Here is a 23046-nt window from a genome sequence, read left to right as displayed (position 1 = left end):
CCCGTCCGAATGTGGGCGGATGCACGTGCACGCGTCCGCGCCGCTGGTCACCACGCCGCCACCGCGACGTCTCCGGCGGATCTCCGATCGCCCCCGCTGTCCCCGCCGCGGATCGCGACCTACCCTCCTCCTCGATGGCTTCTCCGCTCGAGCACCGACCCGCCGCGCCCCGCCACGTCGAGAAGCACGACGTCGTGGTGGGCGGGCGCAGCCTGCGTGTCGTCGTCCGGCCGGCGTCCGGGCCCGGGCCGCGCCGCACGCCGCTGCTGATCTGCAACGGCATCGGGGCGGCGACCGACGTCCTGGACCCCCTGGTCCACGAGCTGCCGGCGAACCTGGACGTGATCCGCTTCGACCCGCCGGGGATCGGCGGCTCGGCGATGCCGTCGCTGCCCTACCACCTGACGTGGATGGCGCACCGCCTCGGCCAGGTCCTGACCCGGCTGGGTGTGCGCGAGGTCGACGTCATGGGGTTCTCCTGGGGCGGCATGCTCGCCCAGCAGTTCGCCCTGTCCCGCCGACGCCGGCTGCGCCGTCTGGTGCTGGCCGCGACCGGCACCGGTGCGCTGATGATCCCGGCCTCGCCGCGGGTGATGAGCGCGATGTCGACGCCGCGCCGGCACCAGGACCCCGGCTACGTCGACGCCGTCGCGTCCACGATCTACGGCGGCACCATGCGCGAGCACCCGGAGCTGGCCTCGCAGGTACTGGGCTCCGGAGCGCGCCGCGGGCCGATGCGCGGCTACTACTACCAGCTGCTCGCGCTCTACGGCTGGACGAGCCTGCCGCTGCTCGGCTCGATCCGCGCGCCCACGCTGATCCTGGCCGGCGACGACGACCCGATCGTCCCGAACGGCAACGCGAAGCTGCTGTCGCGCGGCATCCGCGACTCCCGGCTGGAGACCTACCGCGGCGGTCACCTGGAGCTGCTGGTCTCCCCGGAGCGCTTCGCCCCGATCATCGACGGCTTCCTGACCGGATGACCGGCCCGGTCCCGGAGGTGGTCCTGCGCCGCACCGGGGCCGGCGACCTGGACCGGGTGCTGGAGATCGAGACGGCGCCGGACACGGCCGTGTGGCTCGGCGAGTCCTCGCGGCACTGGCACGCGGGCGCGCTCGAGGACCCGGACCGGGAGCACCTGGTCGTCGTGGACAGAGGTGCGGTGGGCGGGGGCGTCGTCGCCGGGTTCGTCGTGCTGGCCGCCCCGCGCGGGACCGAGTACGGCGTCGAGCTGCGACGGATCGTGGTCGCGCCGGAGCACCGGGGCCGCGGTCTGGGCCGGGCGGCGCTGCGGGCGGCCGTCGACCGGGCGTTCGCCATGGCCGGACGGGTGTGGCTCGACGTCAAGCCGGGCAACACGAGGGCCCTCGCCCTCTACGCGAGCGAGGGCTTCGTGCGCGAGCAGGAACTCCCGGCGTCGCCCGGGAACCCGGACGGCGCCGTCGCGCTCGTCATCCTCGCCCGGCACCGCGGCTGACGGCGCCGGGCCGGGTGCTCACTCGCCCGGCGGTTCCTTGGGCAGGCCCTCGAAGATCTCCTTGCACTCCGGGCAGACCGGGGAGCCGGGCTTCGGGGACTTGGTGACCGGGAACGTCTCGCCGCACAGCGCCACCACCATGTTGCCCAGGACCGCGCTCTCGGCGATCTTGGACTTCTGGACGTAGTGGAACATCTTCGGCGTGTCGTCGCCGGTGCTCTCGGTCTCCTCCGGCCGGGTGAGGACCTCGGGCAGCGTCTGGGTGGACATGTCCCCATGATGCCCCATCGGACCGGTGCGGGCGCCGGACATGCCGCGGGCCCGGCCGGTGGGTACCGGCCGGGCCCGTGACGTGCGGTTCCGGGGAGTCTCAGCTCTCGATGACCGGGTGCTCTTTCGCCTCGAGCTCCTTGTGCTCGCCGCGGTAGCGGTTGACCTTCTCCGACTTGCGCGGCAGACGGTCGTTCGCGATGAGCACGGCGATCCACGGCAGCGGGATCGAGATGATCAACAGGGTGACCGCCACCCACGGGATCTGGTAGAAGACCACGGCCAGGATCATGCAGGGGATGCGCATCCCCATCATGACCTTGTACCGCCGCTTGCGGACCGCCAGTTCCTCTTCGTAGGACATCGGCGCGTCCGTGATCAGAACGGGGTCCGGCTCTCGCCGTGGGTCGGTCACGGATCCATCGTGTCATCCCGGGACCGGAGGCGCGCCCCGACCTGGGACCCGGAGGCGATGCGCTCAGGGCGAATCGGGCGTGGCACCGAGCAACGGCTCGTCGGACGAGCGGAGGTCGTGCCCCGGTAGCCCGCCCGGGTGCTCGCGGCGCACCCGGTCCAGCGCCTCCAGCGCGATCCCGAGGTGACGGCGCTTGCTGGCCTCGTAGAAGTCCCGAGCCCCGCCGGCCAGCTTCGGTGCCGCGTGCAACGGCTTGTCCGACACGCACAGCAGGGTCGCGTTCGGGATCCGGTACCGGAAGCCGTTGGCTGCGATCGTCGCCGACTCCATGTCCACCGCGACGCTGCGCGAGGCCTCCATCCGCGCCAGCGTCCTCGTCTGGTTGAGCTCCCAGTTGCGGTTGTCGGTGGTGTGCACGACGCCGAGCCGGTAGCTCGACCCGCTCTGCTCCAGCGCGTCGAGCAGGTAGGTGTTGAGGCGGTGGTTCGGGATCACCGGGACGTCGGCGGGCAGCACCTCGTCGAGCACGTGGTCGGCGCGCTGGTAGGCGGTGGCGAGCACGAAGTCGCCCAGCTCCTGGCGGTTCCGCAGGCCCCCGCAGTGCCCGATCATGATCATCGTGTCCGGCCGCAGGACGGCCAGGTGGTCGGTGACCGTCTTCGCGTTCGCCGGTCCGACGCCGATGTTGACCAGGCTCACGCCGTCGCCGTCGGGGCGCCGGTGGTGCCACGCCGGCATCTGCACGCCGTCGCGGTCCGGGCCGTCGGCGTCCGGGAAGCGCTCCCGGAACGACTCGACGTGCATCGCGTAGTTGGTGAACAGCACGTGCCGCTCGAACGACTCGGCGGGCGTGCCGGTGTAGTGCGAGAGCCGGTCCAGCGAGAGCGCCATCCGCTCCGGGCCGAACAGGAACAGTTTCTTCACCCGCAGGTCGAAGCGGTCCTCGTCGAGGGCGGCGAAGAAGTCCGGGTCGTCGAACGCGACCGCGGGACGCGACGCGCGGACGGTGACCGTCGCCCCGGCCCGGATCAGGGCCACGAGCTCGCGCTGCAGGTAGCGGCGGACAGCGCACGGCCGGGCGAACTCGCCGCTGATCCGCGGGTTGTGCCGTGACCAGGGCCGCAGCACGTCGACAGCGGGGTACCAGCCGTCGGCGTAGACGGCGTCGAGCCCGTCGAGCAGGCGCGCCACGGCCTCGTCGACGTCACCCCCGGTCAAGGTCCCCGGGGCCTGCTCGACGACCGAGCCGCCCGCCGGGCCGACGAGTCGCTGCTCGGTCATGACGCCACCGGCGCGGGAGAGGACACGCGGGCGGTCACGACGCCGCCTTCACGAGGTCAAGCACGTCGGCGGTCACGCGTCGGGGGCGTCGTCGTGCCCGTGCACGTGCAGCGAGCCCGCGGACACCGCCTCGGCGGAGACGACCTCCAGCAGCCGCTGCCCGAGCCCGCCCGCCACGCGGTAGCGCACGAGACGGCCCTCGCGGTGCGCGGTGACCATGCCGTGCGCGCGCAGGAGCCGCAGCGCGTGCGAGACGGCGCTGTCGCTCATCCCGACGGCGACGGCCAGGTCGGAGACGCACAGGTCCCCGGCGTGCTGCAGCGAGAGCAGGATGGAGAGCCGGTTGGCCTCCCCCAGCACGTCGAGGATCGTCGCGGCGTGGGCGACCTTGTCGACGTCGGACAGCACCGCGACGGCGTCGCAGACCTGGTCCGGGTCGATGACGCGCGCCCCACTGAGGGCCTCCGGGACCTTGTGCACGACACCGATGCTAGCCCTGTCGTGCGGGATCTAGCCGGAGGAGGCGGCCTTCGCCTCCGCCTTCTTGGCCTTCTTGGTGTTGCGGACCTCGATCAACGACGTCGCGTCGACGACGTCCGCGGCCGAGAGCCGGGTGTTCTCCTTGCCGTAGTCCCCCGCCGCCTTGCGCCAGCCGTAGGGCTTGACGTCGCGCTGCTTGCCCAGCAGGGCCAGGAAGATCTTCGCCTTCTGCTCGCCGTAGCCGGGCAGGGCCTTGAGCCGCTTGAGCACCTCGGCGCCGGTCGGCTTGTCGCGGGTCCAGATCGCCTCGACGTCGCCGTCGTACTCCTCGACGAGGTACTGGCACAGCGCCTGGACGCGCTTGGCCATCGACCCGCCGTAGCGATGGATCGCCGGCGGCGTGGTGGCCAGCGTCGCGAACTCGTCGGGGTCGTAGTCGGCGATCACCCGGACGTCCAGGCCGCCGAGGCGCTCGTAGAGCTTCTGCGGGCCCTTGAACGCGATCTCCATCTGGATCTGCTGGTCGAGCAGCATCCCGAGCAGCAACGCCAGGGGCTCGCGCTCGAGCAGGGCGTCGGCATCGGGGTCCTGGGCGATGCACAGGCTGGTCATGGTGAACAGGATGGCACAGCCTCCTCTCACCTTCCGCTCAGCTCAGGAGGGCAGTATCTGACGAAACGGAGAGGAACCCGATCATGGTCGCTTCCCTGCTCGGCCTGCTGCTGGTGCTGTTCCAGTTCGTCCTGATCGCCCGCGTGGTCGTCGACTGGATCGAGGTCCTGGGGTCCGGTCGCGGCGGCACCGCGCTGGTCACCGCGCGGCGCGTCACGCACACCCTCACCGAACCCGTCGTGGCCCCGGTCCGCCGGGTGATGGGGACGGTGCGGATGGGCAACGTCGGCCTCGACCTCTCGGTCGTGGTCGTCTTCCTGATCATCCTGGTCCTGCGCGTGGTCGTCGTGCCGCTCATCCCGTTCTGAGGTCGGGCGGTCCTTCTCGTGGCCCCTCATCGCGGGCCGTGTCCAGCGCCCCGCATCACGGGCCGTGTCCCGCGCCCCGCACAACGGGCCATGTCCCGCGCCCCGCATCACGGGCCGAGTCCCGCGCCCCGCACAACAGGCGCCCCGCACGCAGTGCGCGGCGCCACGGGGCGGCGGCCCGCACCATGGGGCCGCGGCCCCTCGGCTCCAGCTCGATCGAACGGACCGTTCGTACAGACCCGACGCACGAACGGTCCATTCGTCCAGTACGCGCAAGGTGATCGAGGAGAGCACGGACCGTCCCGGCAGGCCGGGCCGTGCCGGGGTGCGGCGTGATCGTCTCGGACGTGGTGCGGGACGGATGAGGTGCACCGCTCGGATCCGTGTCGCTCTCCGCTGAGCCGGCAACCGCCCCACAGACGGCTCGATTTCCTGCCGGATCGCCTAGATCTGCCCAGCACAGTGCGGTATTATCGAACGTATGTTCGCAGTCGTCGAGGATCCCCCCACGGTCGAGGACCCGTGTCCGCACGGCATCCCCGCCTGGCTCTGCGGCGACCTGTGCCCCGAGAACGAAACCCTCGACGACGACCCCGCCACCGCGGTGGTCGACCTCGAACAGATACCGGGGGCGCGGCTGGCGTTGCAATGCCAGTCCGCCGGATCCGTGCCCGAGCTCCTCTCCGACGGCGAGGTCCTCGACGTCGTGCAGGCACCGACGCCATCCTGCGATGGGCAGCCGGACTCCGGACGCGAATGCTCGCGACCTTCGCCGACCGCCACCCCGCCGGCACCACCGCCGCCCCACCCGGAGCGGACCCCGTCCTCGGCCTCGCCCCGGTGCAGCGGTGGCTACCCGACGAGGTCGGACTCACCCTGAGCATCCCGCGCCTCGAAGCCTCCTCGGAGATCGCCCGCGCCCGACGGTTCACCCACGTCCTGTCCGACACCCTCTCCGCCCTCGAACAGGGCCGCATCGACGAACGCCGCGCCGACGCCATCGCCCGCGCCACCGCCGTCCTACCCGACGACAAAGCCCGCGAGGTCGAAGCCGCGGTCCTGCCCAAGGCCTCCGATGCGACCCTGCGCCAACTCCGCGACCGGATCCGCCGCGCGATCGCGAAGATCGACCCCGACGGGGAGTACCGCCGCCACACGACCGCGAACACCGAACGACGGGTGTCGATCCGGTCCCTCGACGAGGGTATGGCGTCGCTGTGGTTCTACGGCTCCGCCGAGCAGATCGAAGCGGCATGGCAGATGGCTGACCGCCTCGCCCGCGCTCTGGGCCCCGAGGATCCGCGCACCCTCGACCAGCGCCGTTTCGACCTGGCCATGCAGGTCCTGCAGGGCCGGCTCACCGTCACCGACCTCGCCGACGTCGACACCGCGGTCACCGACATCCTCACCACCGAGAACGACAGCGGCACCGGCGACGACGGCGGCGGTGGCGGTGGTGGTGCCGGTGGCGACAGCGGAACCGACGAAGGCTGCACCGGCGGTGGCGGTGGCACCGGTAGTGGCGGTGCCACCGGCGGTGGCGCAATGACCGGCCACCAGGACGACACCCACGACCCGGAGGCCGGTGTCGGCTCCAGCGGCGCCGACACACGTCCCGAACCCGGAGCCGATCCCGCCGATCCCGCTGACCGGCCCGCGACCCCGTCGCGGCACGACCCACCCGCCGACCCGACCGCCGACCGACCACCGGCCGGACCACAGGTCGACCCCGCAACACTTGCCAACGCCGTAGCCCAAGCCCTCACCCGACGCCCCGACCTGAACGCCACCGTGCGCACACCACTGATTCACGTCGTAGTCGGCCTCGACACCCTCCTACTCGGCAGCGACGGACCCGCCGAACTCGTCGGTCACGGCCCGATCGACGCCGACGCCGCACGAGCCCTGGCCGCGGACGGACTCTGGAAACGCCTGATCACCGACCCGCTCTCGGGCACCCTGCTCGATCTGGGCCGCACCACCTACACCCCGTCGGCCGGACTACGTGATCACGTCCTGGCCCGCGACCAGATCTGCCGCGGACCCCACTGTGGACGCCGCATCCGGGACCTCGACCACCACCAAGAATGGACCGCCCAACACGGCCCCACCGCCGAACACAACCTCTACGGCTACTGCCAACACCACCACCAGCTCAAGGACGCACCCGGCTGGCAGGTCATCGCCCACCCCGACCGGTCACTGACCTGGATCAGCCCCACCGGCCGCCGACACACCACCGAGCCCTGCGACTACCGGCCCTTCACCGATAGACCGACAACCGACGGACTACCGGACGGCGGGCCGCCGACGCCGACCGTGGCCGAGCCGACCGGTCCGCCCTCCACCGACGTCGATCAGGACGCTCCCCCGCCGTTCTGACGGCGGTACGAACCGACGCGCTCGTGAACCGGCAGGAGGTGGGCCGGGCGGCGTGATCGTGTGGGTACCCGGGCGTGGGGGTTCACGGTGATGCCCCCGCGCCGACATCCGAGGCGATCGCTGCGCACGAGACCGTCGAGTTCGTCGTCGGCACCGGCGTGCCGCACTCCTCGACCCGCCCTGGGCTCCACATGATTCGATCATGGTCTTCGGGGCCTGCTGTCTCCTGCCGGAGGCAGCGAACCGTCCAACGGGAAGAGGGCAGATGAGCACGATCGCCGTCGTCGGAGCGGGACCACAGCTGGGACGGGCGATCGCGTGGCGGTTCGCCCGCGAAGGCTATGACGTCGCCCTCGTCGCCAGAGACCGGGAGCGGCTCGCCGACATGGCCGCCGAGCTCGGCACGTCCGGGGTGTCCGCGGCGGCGTTCCCGGCCGACGTGACCGACCGTGCGGGCCTCCGGGCGGCACTGGCCGCCGCCGAGGAGCACTTCGGCTCGATCGACGTCCTCGAGTTCTCACCCGGCCCCACGGCGTCGGACTTCGCCGAGCGGCCGGCGGTCGACGCGTCGGTGTTGACCGTGGAGTCGATCGTCCCCGAGATCGAGATGACCCTCTACGGCGGAGTGACCGCCATCGGGCAGGTGCTGCCGGGGATGCTGGAGCGGGGATCGGGCACGATCCTGGTCTCGGCGGGCTCCGGAGCCGGACCGATGGTCATCCCCGGTGTGGCGAACTACAACGTGGCCACGGCGGGGCTGCGCAACCTCGTGCTCGGCCTGAACGCGTCCGTCGCCGCCCGCGGGGTGTACGCCGCGCACGTCAGCATCGCCGCCTTCATCGGCCAGGGCCGGCCCGGCTCGGAGCCCGACGTGATCGCCGACGCCTACTGGCGGTTGCACACCGAACGCACCGAACCCGAGCTGTTCTACAACGACCTGCCCGAGGACTTCGTGTTCGAGAAGGTCTCGACGCAGTTCACCGACAGCTGACGACACGACACGCGCCGGTCACGCCGGGACGAGGGTCGAGAGGGCAACGCCGGATGTGAGCCGGCCCCGGTAGCGTCGGGCCGGTGCCCGCGTCTCACGGTGCGCGGACGTCGAGGAGGCCGGTGATGCGACGCATGATCGCCGCGGGACTGGCCCTCGTCCTGCTCTCGGGCTGTGGCGCCCCCGCCGCACCGCCGGCCGGCGACCCCACGGCGGCGGCCGAGGTCCTGGCGCAGGTCAACGCCCACAACGACGCCGACGTGACGTACGTCCGGGACATGATCGGCCACCACGCGCAGGGGGTGGAGCTGGCCGACCTCGTCCCGGCCCGGACCGCGACCCCGGCCGTCCGCGACGTCGCCGCACTGATCGACCGGCAGCAGGGCGTCGAGATCGACCAGCTCCGCGGGCAGCTGAGGAGCTGGAACCTCGAACCGGCGGGATCCACGATGAGCGCGGGCATGGCGGGCATGGCCTCGCCGGACACACTGGCCCGGCTGCGCGACACCCGCGGCGCGGCGTTCGACCGGCTCTGGCTCCAGGCGATGATCACGCACCACGAGGGCGCCGTGGCGATGGCCCGGACCGAGCTCGACGCCGGTGTCCAGCGCGGGGCCCGGAACTCGGCCCAGAACGTGATCGCGGTCCAGCAGGCCCAGATCGACACCATGAACGGCCTCCTGCGCGCTCCCTGACGGCGGCCCGGATCCGGGTGCCGCGAGAATGGACCGGTGCTCCCCCACCTGTCACCCGCACACGCGTCCGCGCTGCGCGACCGCTTCCGCGAGACCGGCTACACCCCCGACGGCGTCCGGGCGCTGCTCGGCGGCTCCGCCCACGACGCCCTGACCCGCGGCGAGCCCGAGCCCGCGGCCCGGGCCACCCGCGACGGCGGTGAGCTGGGCACGCTCGTGCGCCTGCTGCTGCTCGAGAGCACCGAGCCGGAGACGGCGGTGGAGGCCGCGCTCGGCGACCTCGGCCCGCTCGTCGACGGTGGCCTGCTGACCCGCACCCCGGACGGCGTCCGCGCCGCCCTGGACATCCGCCCCTACGGCGAGTCCGACGGGGAGGACGGTCCGGGCGCGGACTGGTGGGTCGTCTCCGACCTCGACACCCCGGCCGCACGGCAGGACCGCGACCACGTCACCGGCGTCGGCGGGGCGTCGCTGAGCCTGGCCGCGGCGATGGTGCGGCGCCCGACGGGCTCGGTGCTCGACCTCGGCACCGGCTGCGGGGTGCAGGCGCTGCACGCCTCCCGGTACGCACGGCACGTCGTCGCGACCGACCTGGCGCCGCGTGCGCTGGCGCTGGCCCGGATGTCGTGCTTGATCTCGGGCGTCGAGGTGGACCTGCGCGAGGGACCGTGGTTCTCCCCCGTCGCCGGAGAGCGGTTCGACCAGATCGTGTCGAACCCACCGTTCGTGCCCGGCCCCGCACGCGTCGACTACGTTTACCGCGACTCCGGCCAGGCCGGCGACACCGCGCTCGCCGCCCTGCTCGCCGACCTGCCGGACCTGCTCAACCCGGGCGGCATCGCGCAGATGCTCGGGTCGTGGTTACACGTGCGCGGCCAGGACTGGCCGGACCGGGTGCGCGCCTGGGTCCCGCCCGGCTGCGACGCGTGGATCCTGCAGCGCGAGACCGTCGACCCGGCCATGCACGTCGGGACCTGGCAGCGCGACGCCGGACTCGTCCCCTCCTCCCCCGAGGCCCGTGCGCAGGCGACGGCGTGGCTGGACTGGATGGAGTCGGAGGACGTCGAGGGCGTCGGCTTCGGGTTCCTTCTGCTGCGCCGCCACGACCGTCCCGGCCTGACGCCGACCGTCGTCGTCGAGGACCTGCCCGGCGAGCTGACCGACGGCCTCGGCGCGGAGATGGCCGGCTGGCTCGACCGCACCGCCTGGCTGCGCGACAACCCCGGCGACGACGACCTGCTGGGCACGCGCCTGCGCCTGGCCCCCGAGGCGCTGCTGGAGCGGGCGTCGGTGGCGAACGACCCGGACGTCGACGGCTGGGCGGCCATCCAGACGACCGTGCGGCGCTGGGGCACGCCGTCCTGGGAGCACGACGTGGACGACGTCGCGGCGTCCCTGCTCGCCGGATGCCGCGGGGACCTGCCGCTCTCCGAGCTGGTCGCGCTGATCTCGTTCGCCCACGACCTCCCGGAGAACGCGCTGGTCACCGCTATGCTCCCGGCCGTGCGCGAGCTGATCCGGCACGGTCTCCTGCTCCCCGTCGACGGCTGGGCGGCCGCAGCGGGTCCCGTCGGATGAGAGCGGTGGTCGCGCGCGTCCGCCGCGCGTCGGTGACCGTGGAACGCACCGACGGCACGTCGGAGGTGGCCGGCGAGATCGGCGCCGGGCTCCTGGTCCTGCTCGGCGTGCACGCCGACGACGTCACCGACCCGGCGGAGACCGCGCGCCGCGTCGACACGATGGCGCGCAAGCTCCACGAGCTGCGGCTGCTGCGCGACGAGCGTTCCTGCGCCGAGACCGGTGACCCGCTGCTGGTCGTCAGCCAGTTCACGCTCTACGGCGACACCCGCAAGGGACGCCGCCCGTCGTGGTCCGCCGCCGCACGCCCGGAGGCCGCGGCACCCGTCGTCGACGCGGTGGTGGCCGGGCTGCGCGGGCGTGGCGCGACCGTGGGCACCGGCGAGTTCGGCGCGATGATGGCCGTCGAGTCGGTCAACGACGGCCCGTTCACCGTCCTGGTCGAGGTCCCGTCGACCTGACGCCGAGGCGGGTCGAGGTCGCCCGCGACACGACGACGGCCCCGGCCGGACGTGGTGTCCGGACGGGGCCGTGGGTGGTGCGGTGCGTTCCTACTTGCTCGCCGCACGGGTGGAGCGGGCGGCGCCGGCGGCCTTCTCGGCCGCGTCCTTCGTCGCCTGGTCGGCGGTCCCGGCGGCGTGCGAGACGTGCTCGGTGACCGACTCGGCGGCCTTCGCGGCCTGCTCGGTCATGGTCTCGACGGCGTTCCGGCTCGCGCCGACGACCGTCTTGGTCAGCTCACGCTGCTGCGCGAGCATCTGCTCGGCGAAGTCGAACACGCGGTCCACGGCGACGGTGGTGTCGGGCAGCTGCGGGCGGGTGCCGCCGGTGAACTGGCCGGCGAAGCCCTGCACGGTCTCGGTCCAGGTGCGCAGCGAGTCCGTCACGGCCTCCTGCGAACGCTTGGCGATGTCGACGAACTGGTCGGTGGAGGCGGTCATCGGCCATCCCCTTTCGGAAGTCTCCCGGCGACGGACGGTGGTCCGCGCCGCTTGACTGAAAAACTACGCACGACTGATAAGTATGTCAAGCAAGCGGCCGGTGGGCCGCCTCACGCACGGTCGACGAAGCTGCGGTACACCCCGATCAACGCGGTCCGCTGCTCCTCGGACAGTCGCGGATCGGCACGGATCACGGCTTCGGTGTCCACAGCGGACGACGAGGTGGCCGGCTCCACGTCTTCCTCGGACTCGTCGTCGGCGGTGGACCAGCCCGCCTGCCTCAACATCTGGTCGGTGTTGAGGTGCAGGGCGTCCGCGATCGACCGCAGGACCTTCAGCGACGGCTGGTGCAGCCCCCGCTCGACCTGGCTCAGGTAGGCGTTCGACACGCTCGTCATCGCGGCCATCTCGCGCAGCGACAGCTTGGCCATCTGCCGCTGCGCGCGGATGAACCCGCCCAGCGCGTTGACCTGGGCGTTCCAGGCCTGCTCGGCCGCCCCGCGCGCACCACCCCGCGGCGGCTCGTCCTCGGTGCCGCCGCCGGGGCCCGCGCCGTTGCGGGTCGACGTGCTCATGACCGGCGGCCCGAGATCGACCGGACACGCGTGCGAGTGCTCATGGAGCCGCATTGTCCTGCCCCGGGCAAGTCCGTGCCGGACAGGTGGTCCCTCGTGCGCGGGTATCGCCGCCGGAGCAGCGATGCCGCGCACGAGCCCGAAGGGCCTAGTCGTTACGGACGTAGCGCCCCGGCGACGGCTCGAGCGGCGGGTTCGCGGTGCTGCCGAGCTGCTTCGGCGGGGCGATCTTCTTGCCCGCGTGCTCCTCGATCCACGGCGACCAGTCCTCCCACCAGCTGGCCTTGTGCTCGCCGGCGTCGTCGCGCCAGTCCTCGGCGTTCGCCGGGAGCTCCTCGGCCTCGCCGAACCAGTGCCGCGACTTGGGCGAGGGCGGGTTCACCACGCCGGCGATGTGGCCGGAGTTCGAGAGCACGAACCGCACCTTCCCACCGAGCTTGGCGGCGCCGGTGTAGACGCCCTTCCACGGCGCGATGTGGTCGGACTCGGCGGTGATGACGTAGGCGTCCTGGCGGACGTCGGAGATGTCGAGCCGCTCGCCGGCCAGCTCCAGCTTGCCCTCGGAGAACTTGTTCTCCAGGTAGAGGTCACGCAGGTACTCGACCTGCATGGCCGCGGGCATCCGCGTGGAGTCGGCGTTCCAGCTGAGCATGTCGAACGGCTTGGGGTCCTCGCCGAGCATCCAGTCGTTGACGACGTAGTTCCACACCAGGTCGGTAGCGCGCAGCAGGTCGAACGTGGTCTTCATGCTCGAGGCCGGCAGGTAGCCGTCCTTGCGCATGGAGCGCTCCATCCGGTTCACCGTCTTCTCGTCGGTGAACACCCCGAGCTGGCCGGGGCCGGTGAAGTCGAGCAGCGTGTTCATCAGCGTCAGCGAGTTGACCCGGGTGTCGCCGCGGGCCGTGAGCCAGGCCGTCGTCGCGGCGGCGAGCGTGCCACCCAGGCACAGCCCGGCGAGGTTGACCTTCTCCGCGCCGGTGATCTCCTGCACGGTGTCGAGCGCCGCGAGCGGGCCCTCCTGCAGGTAGTCGCTCATCGTGACGTCGCGCAGCGACGAGTCCGGGTTGCGGTAGCTCATCATGAAGACCGTGTGGCCGTGCTGCACGGCCCACTCCACCAGCGACTTCTGCGGCGCGAGGTCCATGATGTAGTACTTGTTGATCCACGGCGGCGACATCAGCAGCGGGATCTCGTGGACCTTCTCGGTCTGCGGCTCGTACTGGATGAGCTCGATCAGACGGTTCCGGTAGACCACCTGGCCCGGCGTGATGCCCAGGTCCTTGCCGACGACGTACTGCCCCGGCGTGGTCTGGCGCGGCATCCCCCGGTTCTGCACCGTGTCCCGCAGCGCGTTGCGCGCCCCACGCACGACGTTCAGCCCGCCGGTCTCGACGATCTTCTTCGCCCATGCCGGGTTGGTCAGCATGGTGTTCGTCGGGGCCAGCGCCTCGGTGACCTGCTTGACGAGGAAGTCGAGCTTGCGACGCGCGACCGGCGAGACCTTGGCCGCGGCCGAGAGCTCCTCGAGGCGGTCGGCGACGAGACGGTGCTCCTGGCGGCACAGGTAGTACCAGGCGTTGCTCTCCCAGGCCGGGTCGGCGTAGCGCTTGTCGTTCTCCGGCAGGGAGGCCGGTCCGGCCGTGGTGCCGCCGACGGCGCGCGAGGCGGCGGCCAGCACGGCTCGGGCGGAGTCGACACCGAGGCCGAGGCCGCTGCGCAGCACCGAGCCGGGACTGGAGACCAGCGCCCGCGCGGCTTCGCCGAGGGCGTCGCCGAAGCCGACCGGGTCCACCTTCGCACCGACGCCGGCGGGGCTGGCCAGCTCCCGCAGGTCGGCGACGAGACTCAGGGCCTGGCGGCGCAGGGTCTCGGTCGCCTGGGCCGGATCGAGGGACGGGGTGGTCGGGGTGGGCTCGCTGGACACTGTCGGAACTCTCCTGATGTCGGCCGGTCGGTTGTCCGTGCCTGGCGGCGGGGCCCGGTCCGGGCGCACGCCGCGCGTGGTTCACCCATCGTGACGGTGTACTCGCCGGTAGGCAGCGTCTGAAGGAGTTCGGTCTCTGTAAGCCCTCTCACCTGCGCTTGGTCGAGCAAGCACTACTCGTGGGTAGGACCGAGGTTGCTTGACATACCGAACAGCGCTTACCGTTCGGTAACCGGGTCGTTCCGGTGCATCAACGTCGATGGGAGTACGGCTATGAGTACGGCGATCGGCTCGAGCCCCAGTACCGGTTCCACCCGCGGCCCCCGTGCCGTGGACGCCCCGGCCACCACCACGGAGACGCCCCAGGCCCAGCCGGACCCGCTGCGCTACCTGCTCTCCTACAACGCACGCAACATCGGCAAGGTCGTCTCCGAGGTCGGACGCGCGACCCGCACCGCGTGGATCGACTCGATCCAGCGGATCGCCAGCCCCGCGGACGCCGCCCGTCGCAACCTGCTGTGGTGGTCGACGATGGCCGACCGCCGCGAGCCGGCCTGGCACCTGAAGAACGAGGTCGTCCTCTCGACGCCGTTCGCGGCACTGCGCGACTTCACCGAGGACGGCCACCGCGACGACGACGTCATCCCGACGATCGTGCTGCCGCCGCAGGCCGGGCACTCGTCGACGGTGATCGACTACTCGCCACAGCAGAGCCAGCTGGCGATGATCCGCGCGGCCGGGCTGACCCGGGTCTACGCGCTGGAGTGGAAGCCGGCGACGTCGGCGACCCGCAACGTCTCGATCGAGGACTACCTCACCGTCATCGACCGCTCGATCCGACGCATGGGCGGCAAGGCGAACGTGGTCGGCGACTGCCAGGGCGGCTGGCTGGCCACCATCTTCGCCGCGCTGTACCCGGAGCGGGTGAACACGCTCACGCTGGCCGGGGCCCCGATCGACTTCCACGCCGGCGAGTCGGTGATCTCGGCGTCGACGAAGCTGATGGCCGGGACGATGGGGCTCGCGCCGTACAAGGCGCTCGTCGCGATGGGTGGCGGGAACATGCCCGGCCGCGCGGTGCTGAGCAACTTCATCTCGATCCAGCCGCAGTCGGAGGTCTCGCGGCAGCTGCAGCTGCTGGAGAACATCGACGACCCGATGCACGTCGAGCGCTACCGCGTGTTCGAGGACTGGTTCAAGCACACCCAGGACATCCCGGGTGCCTTCTACCTGTGGCTGGTGGAGAACCTGTTCTGGAAGAACAAGCTCATCGCCGGTGACCTGGAGATCGGCGGCCGGAAGGTCGACATGGCCGAGATCACCTGCCCGCTGCTGCTGCTGGCCGGCTCCACCGACCACATCACGCCGCCGCCGCAGCTGTTCGCGGCCGCGGACGCCGTCGGCACGCCGGAGCGCGACATCACCCGGCGCGTGGCCACCGGCGGTCACCTCGGCCTGTTCATGGGCCGCGACGCCCTGCGCCAGGACTGGCCGCCGCTGATGGAGGAGGTCTACGCGCACTCCACCCCGAAGCCGGCCGGCAAGTCGTCCGGGCGTCGTCGCAGCACCGTGCGCGCGGTGGCCGACCCGGCCGGGACCCCGCGGGTGCCCGCGCCCTGACCGTTCCCCGGTCACCTCGACGTGACCGACGTCACCCCCTCCGGCCGTGGCCCGACGCCGGTCGGAGGGGGTAGGCGGGAACGATCGCCGACTCCGAGGCGTTGACCCCTCAGTAGGGCACGGCGAACGGCACGCAACTGGTGCCGCTCGCGCCCGAGTAGGGGAGGAACGCAGATGACGGTGACCATGACCGCCCCGGCCGATACCCAGGCCGACACCCCGACCACCGACGTGGCCGCGGCGACCCGGGCCATCCCCGGACCGCGGGCGACGACCGAACGCTCCCGCCGCGCAGCCGCAGCGTCCGGGGACTCGGAGGGCTTCGAGACCACCGTACCGGGTGCGCTCGCGGCGGTGGCGGAAGATCTCGACGCCCAGAGCCCGGCCGCGGACCTGGTCCGGGTCTACCTCAACGGCATCGGGAAGCGCGCGCTGCTGACCGCCGCCGAGGAGGTCGAGCTGGCCAAGCGCATCGAGGCCGGCGTCTTCGCGCAGCACCGCCTGGACACCGCGGACGCCGAGGGCACGAAGCTGGAGCCCGACTACCGCCGCGACCTGCGTGCGGTCGTACGGGACGGTGCGCGGGCCAAGAACCACCTGCTGGAGGCGAACCTCCGCCTGGTGGTCTCGCTGGCCAAGCGCTACACCGGACGCGGGATGCCGCTGCTGGACCTGATCCAGGAGGGCAACCTGGGTCTGATCCGCGCGGTCGAGAAGTTCGACTACGCCAAGGGCTTCAAGTTCTCCACCTACGCCACGTGGTGGATCCGGCAGGCGATCACGCGCGGGATGGCCGACCAGGCCCGCACGATCCGCCTCCCCGTCCACCTGGTGGAGCAGGTCAACAAGCTGGCCCGGATCAAGCGCGACCTGCACCAGCGTCTGGGCCGCGAGCCCGTCGACGCCGAGCTGGCCGAGGAGTCGGGCATCCCGGAGCACAAGATCTCCGACCTGCTCGACCACGCGCGTGACCCGGTGAGCCTGGACATGCCGGTCGGCTCCGAGGAGGAGGCCCCGCTCGGGGACTTCATCGAGGACGCCGAGGCGACCGACGCCGAGAACACGGTGATCTCGCACCTGCTGCACGACGACCTGCGCCGGGTCCTGGGCACGCTGGAGGACCGCGAGCAGGCGGTGATCCGGATGCGCTTCGGTCTCGACGACGGGCAGCCGCGCACGCTGGACCAGATCGGCAAGCGCTTCGGGCTCTCCCGCGAGCGGGTGCGCCAGATCGAGCGCGAGGTGATGGCGAAGCTGCGGGTCGGCGAGCGTGCCGACAAGCTGCGCGCCTACGCCAGCTGACGCCGGCGCCTCCCCACCGCAGGGCCAGGGCCGTGCGGGGTGACCATCGGGTCACTCCGCACGGCCCTGTTCTCGTCCCGGGGCTCCCCACGAGTTCGGGACGCGTTGCGCAGATGAGTTCCTACCGGATCACGGTCCGGTCACCGCGCTGCGACGCGCCGCCGGCGGCGTGTCGTGCGCCGTCCGGTCGCCCGGGCAGGTCACCGGGAGAGGGCGGACACGTCCCACCCTGTGATCTCCCATGGCCCGTATCGCGTTCGATGCCTAGGGTCGGGACATGACCGGTTCCACCGCGCACACCGACGCCCCGTTCGGCCCGGTCACCCCGCAGACGATGCGCGAGGTGCTCGGGCAGTTCGCCACCGGGGTGGTCGTCATCACCGCGATCGGGCCGGACGGCCCCGTCGGTTTCACCTGTCAGTCGTTCTCCTCGTTGTCGCTGGAGCCGCCGCTGGTGTCGTTCTCGCCCAGCCGGACGTCGTCGACGTGGCCGAAGATCCGCGACATCGGCACCTTCGTCGTGAACGTGCTGGCCGAGGACCACGAGCACCACAGCAACGGGTTCGCCCGCTCCGGCGTGGACAAGTTCGCCGGCGTCGACTGGTCCCCCTCGCGCTCGGGCGCCCCGGTGCTGCCGGGCGTCAGCGCGTGGATCGACTGCACGCTCTGGGAGGAGTACGACGGCGGCGACCACACGATCGTCGCGGCGCGGGTGAACGACCTCGGTGCGGACGCCGAGCGCCTGCCGTTGCTGTTCCACCGCGGCCGTTACGGACGCACCTCTCCCCCCACGCAGGAGTCCGCATGAGCACGCTGACCGTCGTCGGGATCGTCGCCGGGCCGGAGGCCGGTGGCCGCACCGCGACCGCCGTCGCCGGGGTGCTGGAGGGCACCGGCGCCACGACGTCGCTGCTGGAGCTGAGCCAGACCTCCGAGGCCGACGTCGTCGCCGCGATCGAGGCCGCCGACGCCGTCGTGTTCGGCAGCCCGGTCTACCGGGCGTCGCACACCGCGTCGCTGAAGGCCCTGCTGGAGGGCACCGAGCGCGGCAAGTGGGGCGAGAAGACCGCACCACTGCAGGGCAAGGCGGCCGCGACCGTCCTGACCGGCGCGAGCGGGCACCACTTCCTCGCCCAGAACGAGCTCCGCGCGGTGCTGTCCGGGTTCTTCGCCGTGCAGGTCCTCTCCCCCGGCCTGTACTTCGACCACGGTGGCTACGTCGACCGCAACACCCTCACCGAGACCTCGACGGCCCTGGCCCGCTCGCACGGCGCGGCCCTGGCCGACCTGACCACGGCCGTCCGCGGTTCGAAGGCCCTCCGGGATCTCACCCCGATCGTCTGACAGGACGGCCGGTCTCGGCGATCCGTGGGGTGCGCCCGCCGGTCGCCGTTCAGGTCCGGTGCACCCCGATCTCGCCGAGCAGGTGCTCGTCGTGGCTCGCGACGACCAGCGCTCCGCGGTAGCCCGAGAGGGCGTCGACCAGGGCGGTGATGCTGTCCAGGTCGAGGTTGTTCGTCGGCTCGTCGAGCAGGAGCAGCTGCGGGGCCGGGTCGGCGAGCAGCACGCACGCCAGGTGCAGGCGGAACCGTTCCCCGCCGGACAGGCTCCCGGCCGCACGGGCGACCTCGTCGCCGCGGAGCAGGAAGCGCGCCAACCCGGCCCGGACCGCCTGCGGGTCGGCCGACGGCGCCGCGGCGCGCACGGTGTCGAGCACCGACCTCTCCGGCCGCGCGAGTACGAGACGCTGCGGCAGGTACCCGACCGGGACGGGTCCACGCACCACGCGCGGTCCCTGTTCCGTCCGACCGGGGTCCGGCGCACCGGCGATCGCCCGGAGCAGGGTCGTCTTGCCGGAACCGTTGCGGCCGACGAGCGCGATCCGTTCCGGGCCGCGGACCGTCAGCCCGTCGCCGGGCAGCTCCAGCACCGTCCGCCCGGCCGGGACCTCGGTGTCGGGCAGGTCGATCCGGATCCGGTCGTCGTCACGCACCCGCTCCTCGGCCGCGGACAGGGCGTCGCGGGCGTCGGAGAGCCTGCCCTCGTGCAGGAGGCGGTGCTTGCCGGCCGAGACCTGGGCCTCCTGCCGGCGCATGTTCATGACGATCTTCGGCCTCCGCTTGTTCGCATGGTCGTTCGCGGCGTAGCGCTCGCGGCGGGCGAGCTTCGTGCGGGCCTCGACGAGCTGGCGCTTCTCCCGTCGCAGGTCCTCCTCGGCGACCCGCACGCCGCGCTCGGCCGCCTCCTGCTCCGCGGCCAGCACCCGGGCGAACTCGCTCCAGCCCCCGCCCACGGTGCGCATCCTCCCCTCACGGAGCTCGGCGATCCGGTCGACGTGCTCGAGCAGCTCACGGTCGTGGCTGACCAGGACCAGGACGCCCGGCCAGGCGTCGACGGCGTCGTACAACCGCTGCCGGGCGTAGCGGTCGAGGTTGTTGGTCGGCTCGTCGAGCAGGGCGACGTCCGGCGGGTCGACCAGCAGCGCGGCCAGCGCGGTGAGCACGGCCTCGCCGCCGGAGAGGGTCTCGACGGTCCGGTCGAGGTCGGCCGGCAGGCCGAGCCTGTCGAGCTGGGCGCGGGCCCGGTCCTCGACGTCCCAGTCGTCGGCCAGGGCCGTCCAGTCGTCGGGACCGGCGGTGCCACCCTCGACCGCGGCGAGCGCGGTCCGCCGCGCGGTGATGCCCAGCAGGTCGGCGACCGTGTTGATGCTCGTTCCGCATCCGCTGCTCTCGGTGTCGCCGGTGCGCAACGCCAGGTCCTGGCGCAGCAGCACCGGGGTCCCGGCGACGGAGACCGTCCCCGCGTCGGGCGTCAGCTCCCCGGCGATGAGCCGGAGCAGCGTGGACTTGCCGCAGCCGTTGGCGCCGACGAGCCCGGTCCGCCCGGGCCCGAACGCGGCGTCGAGGTCGTGCAGCACCGGTGTGCCGTCCGGCCAGGAGAAGCTCAGCCCGGCCGCGGTGACGGCGTGGGTGGGGTTCGCTGATGACAAGGAGACCTCCCGCGGGGTTCGGCGATGCCCCGGCGGGAAGCGAAGAACGACAGGATCCGGCCGCGGGCGCTGGTGGGGGCGAGGCTCGCGGGCGAGATACACCGGTGGAGCGGCGTCGCGGCGAGCGTGCTCAGCGGCGGATCAGCATGATGCGGGGAGGATAGCCCCGTCCGGGGCCCGCAGCGCCAGCGATTAACCGGAGAACCCCCCTGACGGGTTCAGGCGGGACGGATCAGGCGGGGCGGGATCGGGCAGGACCGGTCGCGATGCGGGCGAAGGCGCGGGCGGTGGCGCTGGGCTGGACCGTGCGGGAACGGGCCAGGACGATGCCCAGTGGCGCCGGGTCGTCGGCCAGGTCGATCTCGACGACGCGGTCCCCCGCCGCCGTCCGCGTACCGGGGGCCCGCTGGGCCAGCACGGTGTAGCCCAGACCGGCCCCGACCAGCGACCGCGTCAGTTCCACGGTGGCCGTCCGGTGCGCGACCGACGGCGAGACCCCGGCCGCACGGCACACCGTCATCAGGTGGTCCGAGGCCGGCGGCAGGTCGAACAGCACCATCGGCTCGTCCGCGACCTCGCGCAGGTGCACCGACGACCGTCCGGCCAGCCGGTGCCCGGACGGCAGCACGAGATACGGCGTGTTCGACGACAGCGGGGCGAGCTCCAGACCGGGGTCGAGGCCGTGGTCGTAGAGCAGGGCCAGGTCCAGCTCCCCGTCGCGGAGGCGCCGGGACAGCACGTCCTGCGGCCCCTCGGCGAACTCCACCCGGGCCCGCGGGTGCGCGGCGGCGAACCGGGCCAGCAGCGCGGGCAGCTCGGCCGGCGCCAGCGTCGGGTAGCAGCCGAGCAGGACAGTCCCCGCGACGTCGCCACCGGCGCCGTCGGTCGCCGCGGCCAGCTCCCCGGCGTCGCGCAGCAGGCGACGGGCCCGGCGCAGGGTGTCGGTACCGGCCGCGGTCAGCCGGACGCCGTGGGCGCGACGCCGCACCGTGAGCTGGACGCCCAGGGTGCGCTCGAGCTCGTCGAGGGCCAGCGACAACGCCGACGCGGAGACGTGCAGCCGCACCGCGGCACCGGCGAACGTCCCTGCCTCGGCGACCGCGACGAAGTAGGACAGCTGACGCAGCGAGAAGCCGGGCATCTCATGAGTCGAGCTCACGATGAACACGATATACGTGAACTTTACAAGGGAATGATCGCGGCCCACGCTGGAGCGCGTGACCACCACCACAGACTCTCCGCGCGCCGTCGACGTCGCCGGGTCCGACGAGATACCCGAACGCGGCCGGTTGGTCGTGGAGATCGGGAACACCACGCTGGGAATCTTCCGGTTCCGCGGCGAGCTGCGCGCCTACGAGAACGTGTGCGCCCACCAGGGCGGACCGGCGTGCCAGGGCCGGATCGTGCAGCGGGTGCGCGAGAAGCTCGACGCGTCGCGCCGCAGCCAGGGCCTGGTGTTCGACGAGGACTCGATGCACGTCGTGTGCCCGTGGCACGGGTTCGAGTACGAGGTCGCGACCGGCCGTCACCCGGGGCGTCCGGACTACGCGCTGCGCTCGTTCCCGGTCGAGGAGAGCGGGGGCCGGATCCGTGTCACCGTCTGAGCGCGAAGCTCGCGGAGCGCGCATCCACACGGAGCGGGCACGCCGGATCGAGGCGCTCGTCGCCGAGCTGGCCACCGAGGTCGACGCCGGACTCGGCGACGGCGCGATCGCCGCCCTGGCCCCGGACACCGCACGGTCGCTGGTGGCCACCGCCGGGCGTCTCTACGCGGTCGCCGCGGAGGAGGGCGCGCAGGCCCCGACCGGTACCGACATGACCCCGACCGACGCCGTCGTGCTGGCCACCGCCGCACTGCGCGCGCACGACCTGAACCCGTTCGACCTGGCACTGTGGTTCTCGAGGAGCAGCTCATGACCGCGACCGACCCTGCACCGACTCCCCCGGCGGTCCGCCGTCTGCCGACGCAGGAGATCACCACCCGCACGGACAGCCGGGAGATCCTGGCCAACGCCCGTCGCGACACCGAGCGCTACGGCCTCGACGACTACTTCATCGTCGACGTCGACTCCCACCACGTGGAGCTCGACTCCTGGCCGGAGATCCTGACCTACCTGGACTCGCCGGTCATGCGCGACACCGCCGAGCAGATGATGCGCAACTGGCCCAACGCCGCGCGGCTGGCCCTGCACAACCACTCCCCCGGCCTGACCATGCAGGACGTCTCCGGGCGGATCCCGCACCAGGCGTCACTGGCCGAGGACACCCCGGACACGACGTCCGGCGCGCACCGCGACGTCACGCTCGTGCAGCGGGCGATGAACGCGATGAGCATCGACGTCCAGGTCGTGTTCCCGCAGCCGATGCTCGAGACCGGGCTGCATCCGCAGCCGGAGGTCGCGACCGCGCTGCTGCAGGCCTACAACCGCTGGTTCGCCGCCGAGGTCCTGCCCCGCGAGCCGCGGATCAAGACGATGCTCGGGCTGCCGTTCGAGAACCCGGACGCCTGCCTGGAGACGATCCGCGAGTTCGCCGACCACCCGGGCGTCATCGGGTTCCTGGTCACCAGCCAGCGCCACGCCGGGGTGCACCGCAACGCCTACATGCCGGTCTACAGGGAGCTCGAGGACCGCGGGCTGCCGATCGGGTTCCACGCCGGGCCGAACCAGTCCGACACGATGACGTCGACGATGAACAAGTTCCTCTCGGCGCACGCGATGAGCTTCGTGACCTGCAACATGACGCACATGACGAACTGGGTGATCAACGGGATCCCGGAGCGTTTCCCCGGCCTGAAGACCATCTGGATCGAGTCCGGCCTGGCCTGGGTGCCGTTCATGATGCAGCGCCTCGACCACGAGTACTACATGCGCCAGTCCGACGCCCCGCTGCTGACGAAGCCGCCGTCGCACTACATGCGGGAGATGTACTACACCTCGCAGCCGATGGAGTGGACCGACGACGCGCTGCTGGAGTCGACGCTGCGCGCGATCGACGCGCCGAACACGCTGATGTACTCCTCGGACTGGCCGCACTGGGACTTCGACGTCCCGGGCCGGATCGCGTCGCTGCCGTTCCTCGACTCCCACGCCAAGCGCAACATCCTCGGCGAGACCGCCCGCAAGGTCTTCAACCTGGGCTGACCC

Annotated in this window: 25 protein-coding genes; 15 read left to right on the top strand and 10 right to left on the bottom strand. The window is 72.2% G+C overall.

Features of this window, described 5'->3' with window-relative positions:
• The first annotated feature begins 134 nt into the window (after positions 1–134).
• Both EV383_RS11075 and EV383_RS11070 read left to right on the top strand, forming a co-directional pair.
• Positions 135–983, top strand: coding sequence for an alpha/beta fold hydrolase (locus tag EV383_RS11075; RefSeq protein ID WP_130289838.1), 849 nt, complete (start codon positions 135–137; stop codon positions 981–983).
• On the top strand, positions 980–1477 hold the full coding sequence (locus EV383_RS11070) for a GNAT family N-acetyltransferase (protein ID WP_130289837.1): 498 nt from the start codon (positions 980–982) through the stop codon (positions 1475–1477). The genes EV383_RS11075 and EV383_RS11070 overlap by 4 nt, the downstream gene beginning before the upstream one ends.
• Positions 1478–1495: 18 nt before the next feature.
• Here the strand turns inward: EV383_RS11070 and EV383_RS11065 are convergent, their stop codons facing one another.
• The 5 genes from EV383_RS11065 to EV383_RS11045 all read right to left on the bottom strand — a co-directional run bounded on the left by EV383_RS11065 (position 1496) and on the right by EV383_RS11045 (position 4535).
• Positions 1496–1747, bottom strand: a complete 252-nt coding sequence (locus EV383_RS11065; protein WP_130289836.1) for a DUF3039 domain-containing protein — start codon at positions 1745–1747, stop codon at positions 1496–1498.
• Between the two features lie 100 nt (positions 1748–1847).
• Positions 1848–2162, bottom strand: coding sequence for a DUF3099 domain-containing protein (locus EV383_RS11060; RefSeq protein ID WP_130289835.1), 315 nt, complete (start codon positions 2160–2162; stop codon positions 1848–1850).
• A gap of 63 nt (positions 2163–2225) precedes the next feature.
• Complete coding sequence (locus tag EV383_RS11055; RefSeq protein WP_130289834.1) at positions 2226–3443, bottom strand: phosphorylase family protein; 1218 nt, start codon at positions 3441–3443, stop codon at positions 2226–2228.
• Between the two features lie 72 nt (positions 3444–3515).
• On the bottom strand, positions 3516–3923 hold the full coding sequence (locus EV383_RS11050) for an ArsR/SmtB family transcription factor (RefSeq protein ID WP_130289833.1): 408 nt from the start codon (positions 3921–3923) through the stop codon (positions 3516–3518).
• Positions 3924–3953: 30 nt separating this feature from the next.
• Positions 3954–4535, bottom strand: a complete 582-nt coding sequence (locus tag EV383_RS11045; RefSeq protein ID WP_130289832.1) for an HhH-GPD-type base excision DNA repair protein — start codon at positions 4533–4535, stop codon at positions 3954–3956.
• A gap of 83 nt (positions 4536–4618) precedes the next feature.
• Here EV383_RS11045 and EV383_RS11040 point away from each other — a divergent pair, with 83 nt between their 5' ends.
• From EV383_RS11040 to dtd, 6 genes are all read left to right on the top strand, one after another.
• Positions 4619–4903 (top strand): YggT family protein, encoded by a 285-nt coding sequence (locus EV383_RS11040; RefSeq protein WP_242623020.1) that lies wholly within the window; start codon positions 4619–4621, stop codon positions 4901–4903.
• A gap of 756 nt (positions 4904–5659) precedes the next feature.
• Positions 5660–7285, top strand: coding sequence for a DUF222 domain-containing protein (locus EV383_RS11035; protein WP_165438305.1), 1626 nt, complete (start codon positions 5660–5662; stop codon positions 7283–7285).
• Between the two features lie 265 nt (positions 7286–7550).
• Complete coding sequence (locus tag EV383_RS11030) at positions 7551–8276, top strand: SDR family NAD(P)-dependent oxidoreductase (protein WP_130289830.1); 726 nt, start codon at positions 7551–7553, stop codon at positions 8274–8276.
• A 125-nt stretch (positions 8277–8401) separates the two neighbouring features.
• On the top strand, positions 8402–8971 hold the full coding sequence (locus EV383_RS11025; RefSeq protein ID WP_130289829.1) for a DUF305 domain-containing protein: 570 nt from the start codon (positions 8402–8404) through the stop codon (positions 8969–8971).
• 36 nt (positions 8972–9007) lie between these two features.
• On the top strand, positions 9008–10549 hold the full coding sequence (locus EV383_RS11020; protein ID WP_130289828.1) for a DUF7782 domain-containing protein: 1542 nt from the start codon (positions 9008–9010) through the stop codon (positions 10547–10549).
• Positions 10546–11010 carry a D-aminoacyl-tRNA deacylase gene (gene dtd, locus EV383_RS11015; RefSeq protein ID WP_130289827.1) on the top strand — a complete coding sequence of 155 codons (465 nt, stop codon included), beginning with the start codon at positions 10546–10548 and terminating at the stop codon, positions 11008–11010. Before EV383_RS11020 ends, dtd begins: the two co-directional genes overlap by 4 nt.
• Before the next feature lie 90 nt (positions 11011–11100).
• On the opposite strand, the gene EV383_RS11010 is transcribed toward dtd, so the two are convergent.
• The 3 genes from EV383_RS11010 to EV383_RS11000 all read right to left on the bottom strand — a co-directional run bounded on the left by EV383_RS11010 (position 11101) and on the right by EV383_RS11000 (position 13989).
• Positions 11101–11490 (bottom strand): hypothetical protein, encoded by a 390-nt coding sequence (locus EV383_RS11010; RefSeq protein WP_130289826.1) that lies wholly within the window; start codon positions 11488–11490, stop codon positions 11101–11103.
• Positions 11491–11600: 110 nt separating this feature from the next.
• Positions 11601–12065: a helix-turn-helix domain-containing protein gene (locus EV383_RS11005; RefSeq protein WP_130289825.1), complete on the bottom strand. Its 465-nt coding sequence runs from the start codon at positions 12063–12065 to the stop codon at positions 11601–11603.
• 148 nt (positions 12066–12213) lie between these two features.
• Positions 12214–13989, bottom strand: coding sequence for a PHA/PHB synthase family protein (locus EV383_RS11000; protein WP_242623019.1), 1776 nt, complete (start codon positions 13987–13989; stop codon positions 12214–12216).
• A 273-nt stretch (positions 13990–14262) separates the two neighbouring features.
• On the opposite strand from EV383_RS11000, the gene EV383_RS10995 reads away from it, so the two are divergent.
• The 4 genes from EV383_RS10995 (at position 14263) to EV383_RS10980 (ending at position 18255) form a co-directional block, all read left to right on the top strand.
• Positions 14263–15609, top strand: coding sequence for a DUF3141 domain-containing protein (locus EV383_RS10995; protein ID WP_130289824.1), 1347 nt, complete (start codon positions 14263–14265; stop codon positions 15607–15609).
• 174 nt (positions 15610–15783) lie between these two features.
• On the top strand, positions 15784–16911 hold the full coding sequence (locus EV383_RS10990) for a sigma-70 family RNA polymerase sigma factor (RefSeq protein WP_242623018.1): 1128 nt from the start codon (positions 15784–15786) through the stop codon (positions 16909–16911).
• 277 nt (positions 16912–17188) lie between these two features.
• Positions 17189–17719, top strand: a complete 531-nt coding sequence (locus EV383_RS10985; RefSeq protein ID WP_130289823.1) for a flavin reductase family protein — start codon at positions 17189–17191, stop codon at positions 17717–17719.
• A complete protein-coding gene (locus tag EV383_RS10980) occupies positions 17716–18255 on the top strand; it encodes an NAD(P)H-dependent oxidoreductase (protein WP_130289822.1) in 540 nt (179 codons plus the stop codon). Before EV383_RS10985 ends, EV383_RS10980 begins: the two co-directional genes overlap by 4 nt.
• Positions 18256–18304: 49 nt before the next feature.
• Here EV383_RS10980 and EV383_RS10975 read toward each other — a convergent pair whose 3' ends face one another.
• Together EV383_RS10975 and EV383_RS10970 are read right to left on the bottom strand one after the other, a co-directional pair.
• Positions 18305–19900: an ABC-F family ATP-binding cassette domain-containing protein gene (locus tag EV383_RS10975; protein ID WP_130289821.1), complete on the bottom strand. Its 1596-nt coding sequence runs from the start codon at positions 19898–19900 to the stop codon at positions 18305–18307.
• A 232-nt stretch (positions 19901–20132) separates the two neighbouring features.
• Positions 20133–21059, bottom strand: coding sequence for a LysR family transcriptional regulator (locus EV383_RS10970; protein WP_207223487.1), 927 nt, complete (start codon positions 21057–21059; stop codon positions 20133–20135).
• Positions 21060–21117: 58 nt separating this feature from the next.
• Between EV383_RS10970 and EV383_RS10965 the strand changes: the two genes are divergently transcribed.
• Genes EV383_RS10965 through EV383_RS10955 form a run of 3 tightly spaced genes read left to right on the top strand, consistent with a single transcriptional unit; the run spans position 21118 to position 23043 of the window.
• Entirely contained in the window at positions 21118–21504 is a 387-nt protein-coding gene (locus EV383_RS10965; RefSeq protein WP_130289820.1) for a Rieske (2Fe-2S) protein, read from the top strand.
• Positions 21491–21817, top strand: coding sequence for a hypothetical protein (locus EV383_RS10960; protein ID WP_130289819.1), 327 nt, complete (start codon positions 21491–21493; stop codon positions 21815–21817). Before EV383_RS10965 ends, EV383_RS10960 begins: the two co-directional genes overlap by 14 nt.
• On the top strand, positions 21814–23043 hold the full coding sequence (locus tag EV383_RS10955; RefSeq protein WP_130289818.1) for an amidohydrolase family protein: 1230 nt from the start codon (positions 21814–21816) through the stop codon (positions 23041–23043). Before EV383_RS10960 ends, EV383_RS10955 begins: the two co-directional genes overlap by 4 nt.
• Positions 23044–23046 lie beyond the last annotated feature (3 nt).

This window comes from Pseudonocardia sediminis, from assembly GCF_004217185.1.
In the GTDB taxonomy this organism is placed as follows: Bacteria; Actinomycetota; Actinomycetes; order Mycobacteriales; family Pseudonocardiaceae; genus Pseudonocardia; species Pseudonocardia sediminis.
Note: the sequence above shows the minus strand (reverse complement) of the source record. Positions and strands in the feature narration are given on the sequence as shown.

Coding starts and splice junctions, on each gene's coding strand:
- EV383_RS11075 (WP_130289838.1), top strand. CDS start 135: ATGGCTTCTCCGCTCGAGCACCGACCCGCCGCGCCCCGCCACGTCGAG.
- EV383_RS11070 (WP_130289837.1), top strand. CDS start 980: ATGACCGGCCCGGTCCCGGAGGTGGTCCTGCGCCGCACCGGGGCCGGC.
- EV383_RS11065 (WP_130289836.1), bottom strand. CDS start 1,747: ATGTCCACCCAGACGCTGCCCGAGGTCCTCACCCGGCCGGAGGAGACC.
- EV383_RS11055 (WP_130289834.1), bottom strand. CDS start 3,443: ATGACCGAGCAGCGACTCGTCGGCCCGGCGGGCGGCTCGGTCGTCGAG.
- EV383_RS11045 (WP_130289832.1), bottom strand. CDS start 4,535: ATGACCAGCCTGTGCATCGCCCAGGACCCCGATGCCGACGCCCTGCTC.
- EV383_RS11040 (WP_242623020.1), top strand. CDS start 4,619: ATGGTCGCTTCCCTGCTCGGCCTGCTGCTGGTGCTGTTCCAGTTCGTC.
- EV383_RS11035 (WP_165438305.1), top strand. CDS start 5,660: ATGCTCGCGACCTTCGCCGACCGCCACCCCGCCGGCACCACCGCCGCC.
- EV383_RS11030 (WP_130289830.1), top strand. CDS start 7,551: ATGAGCACGATCGCCGTCGTCGGAGCGGGACCACAGCTGGGACGGGCG.
- EV383_RS11025 (WP_130289829.1), top strand. CDS start 8,402: ATGCGACGCATGATCGCCGCGGGACTGGCCCTCGTCCTGCTCTCGGGC.
- dtd (WP_130289827.1), top strand. CDS start 10,546: ATGAGAGCGGTGGTCGCGCGCGTCCGCCGCGCGTCGGTGACCGTGGAA.
- EV383_RS11010 (WP_130289826.1), bottom strand. CDS start 11,490: ATGACCGCCTCCACCGACCAGTTCGTCGACATCGCCAAGCGTTCGCAG.
- EV383_RS11005 (WP_130289825.1), bottom strand. CDS start 12,065: ATGAGCACGTCGACCCGCAACGGCGCGGGCCCCGGCGGCGGCACCGAG.
- EV383_RS10995 (WP_130289824.1), top strand. CDS start 14,263: ATGAGTACGGCGATCGGCTCGAGCCCCAGTACCGGTTCCACCCGCGGC.
- EV383_RS10990 (WP_242623018.1), top strand. CDS start 15,784: ATGACGGTGACCATGACCGCCCCGGCCGATACCCAGGCCGACACCCCG.
- EV383_RS10985 (WP_130289823.1), top strand. CDS start 17,189: ATGACCGGTTCCACCGCGCACACCGACGCCCCGTTCGGCCCGGTCACC.
- EV383_RS10980 (WP_130289822.1), top strand. CDS start 17,716: ATGAGCACGCTGACCGTCGTCGGGATCGTCGCCGGGCCGGAGGCCGGT.
- EV383_RS10955 (WP_130289818.1), top strand. CDS start 21,814: ATGACCGCGACCGACCCTGCACCGACTCCCCCGGCGGTCCGCCGTCTG.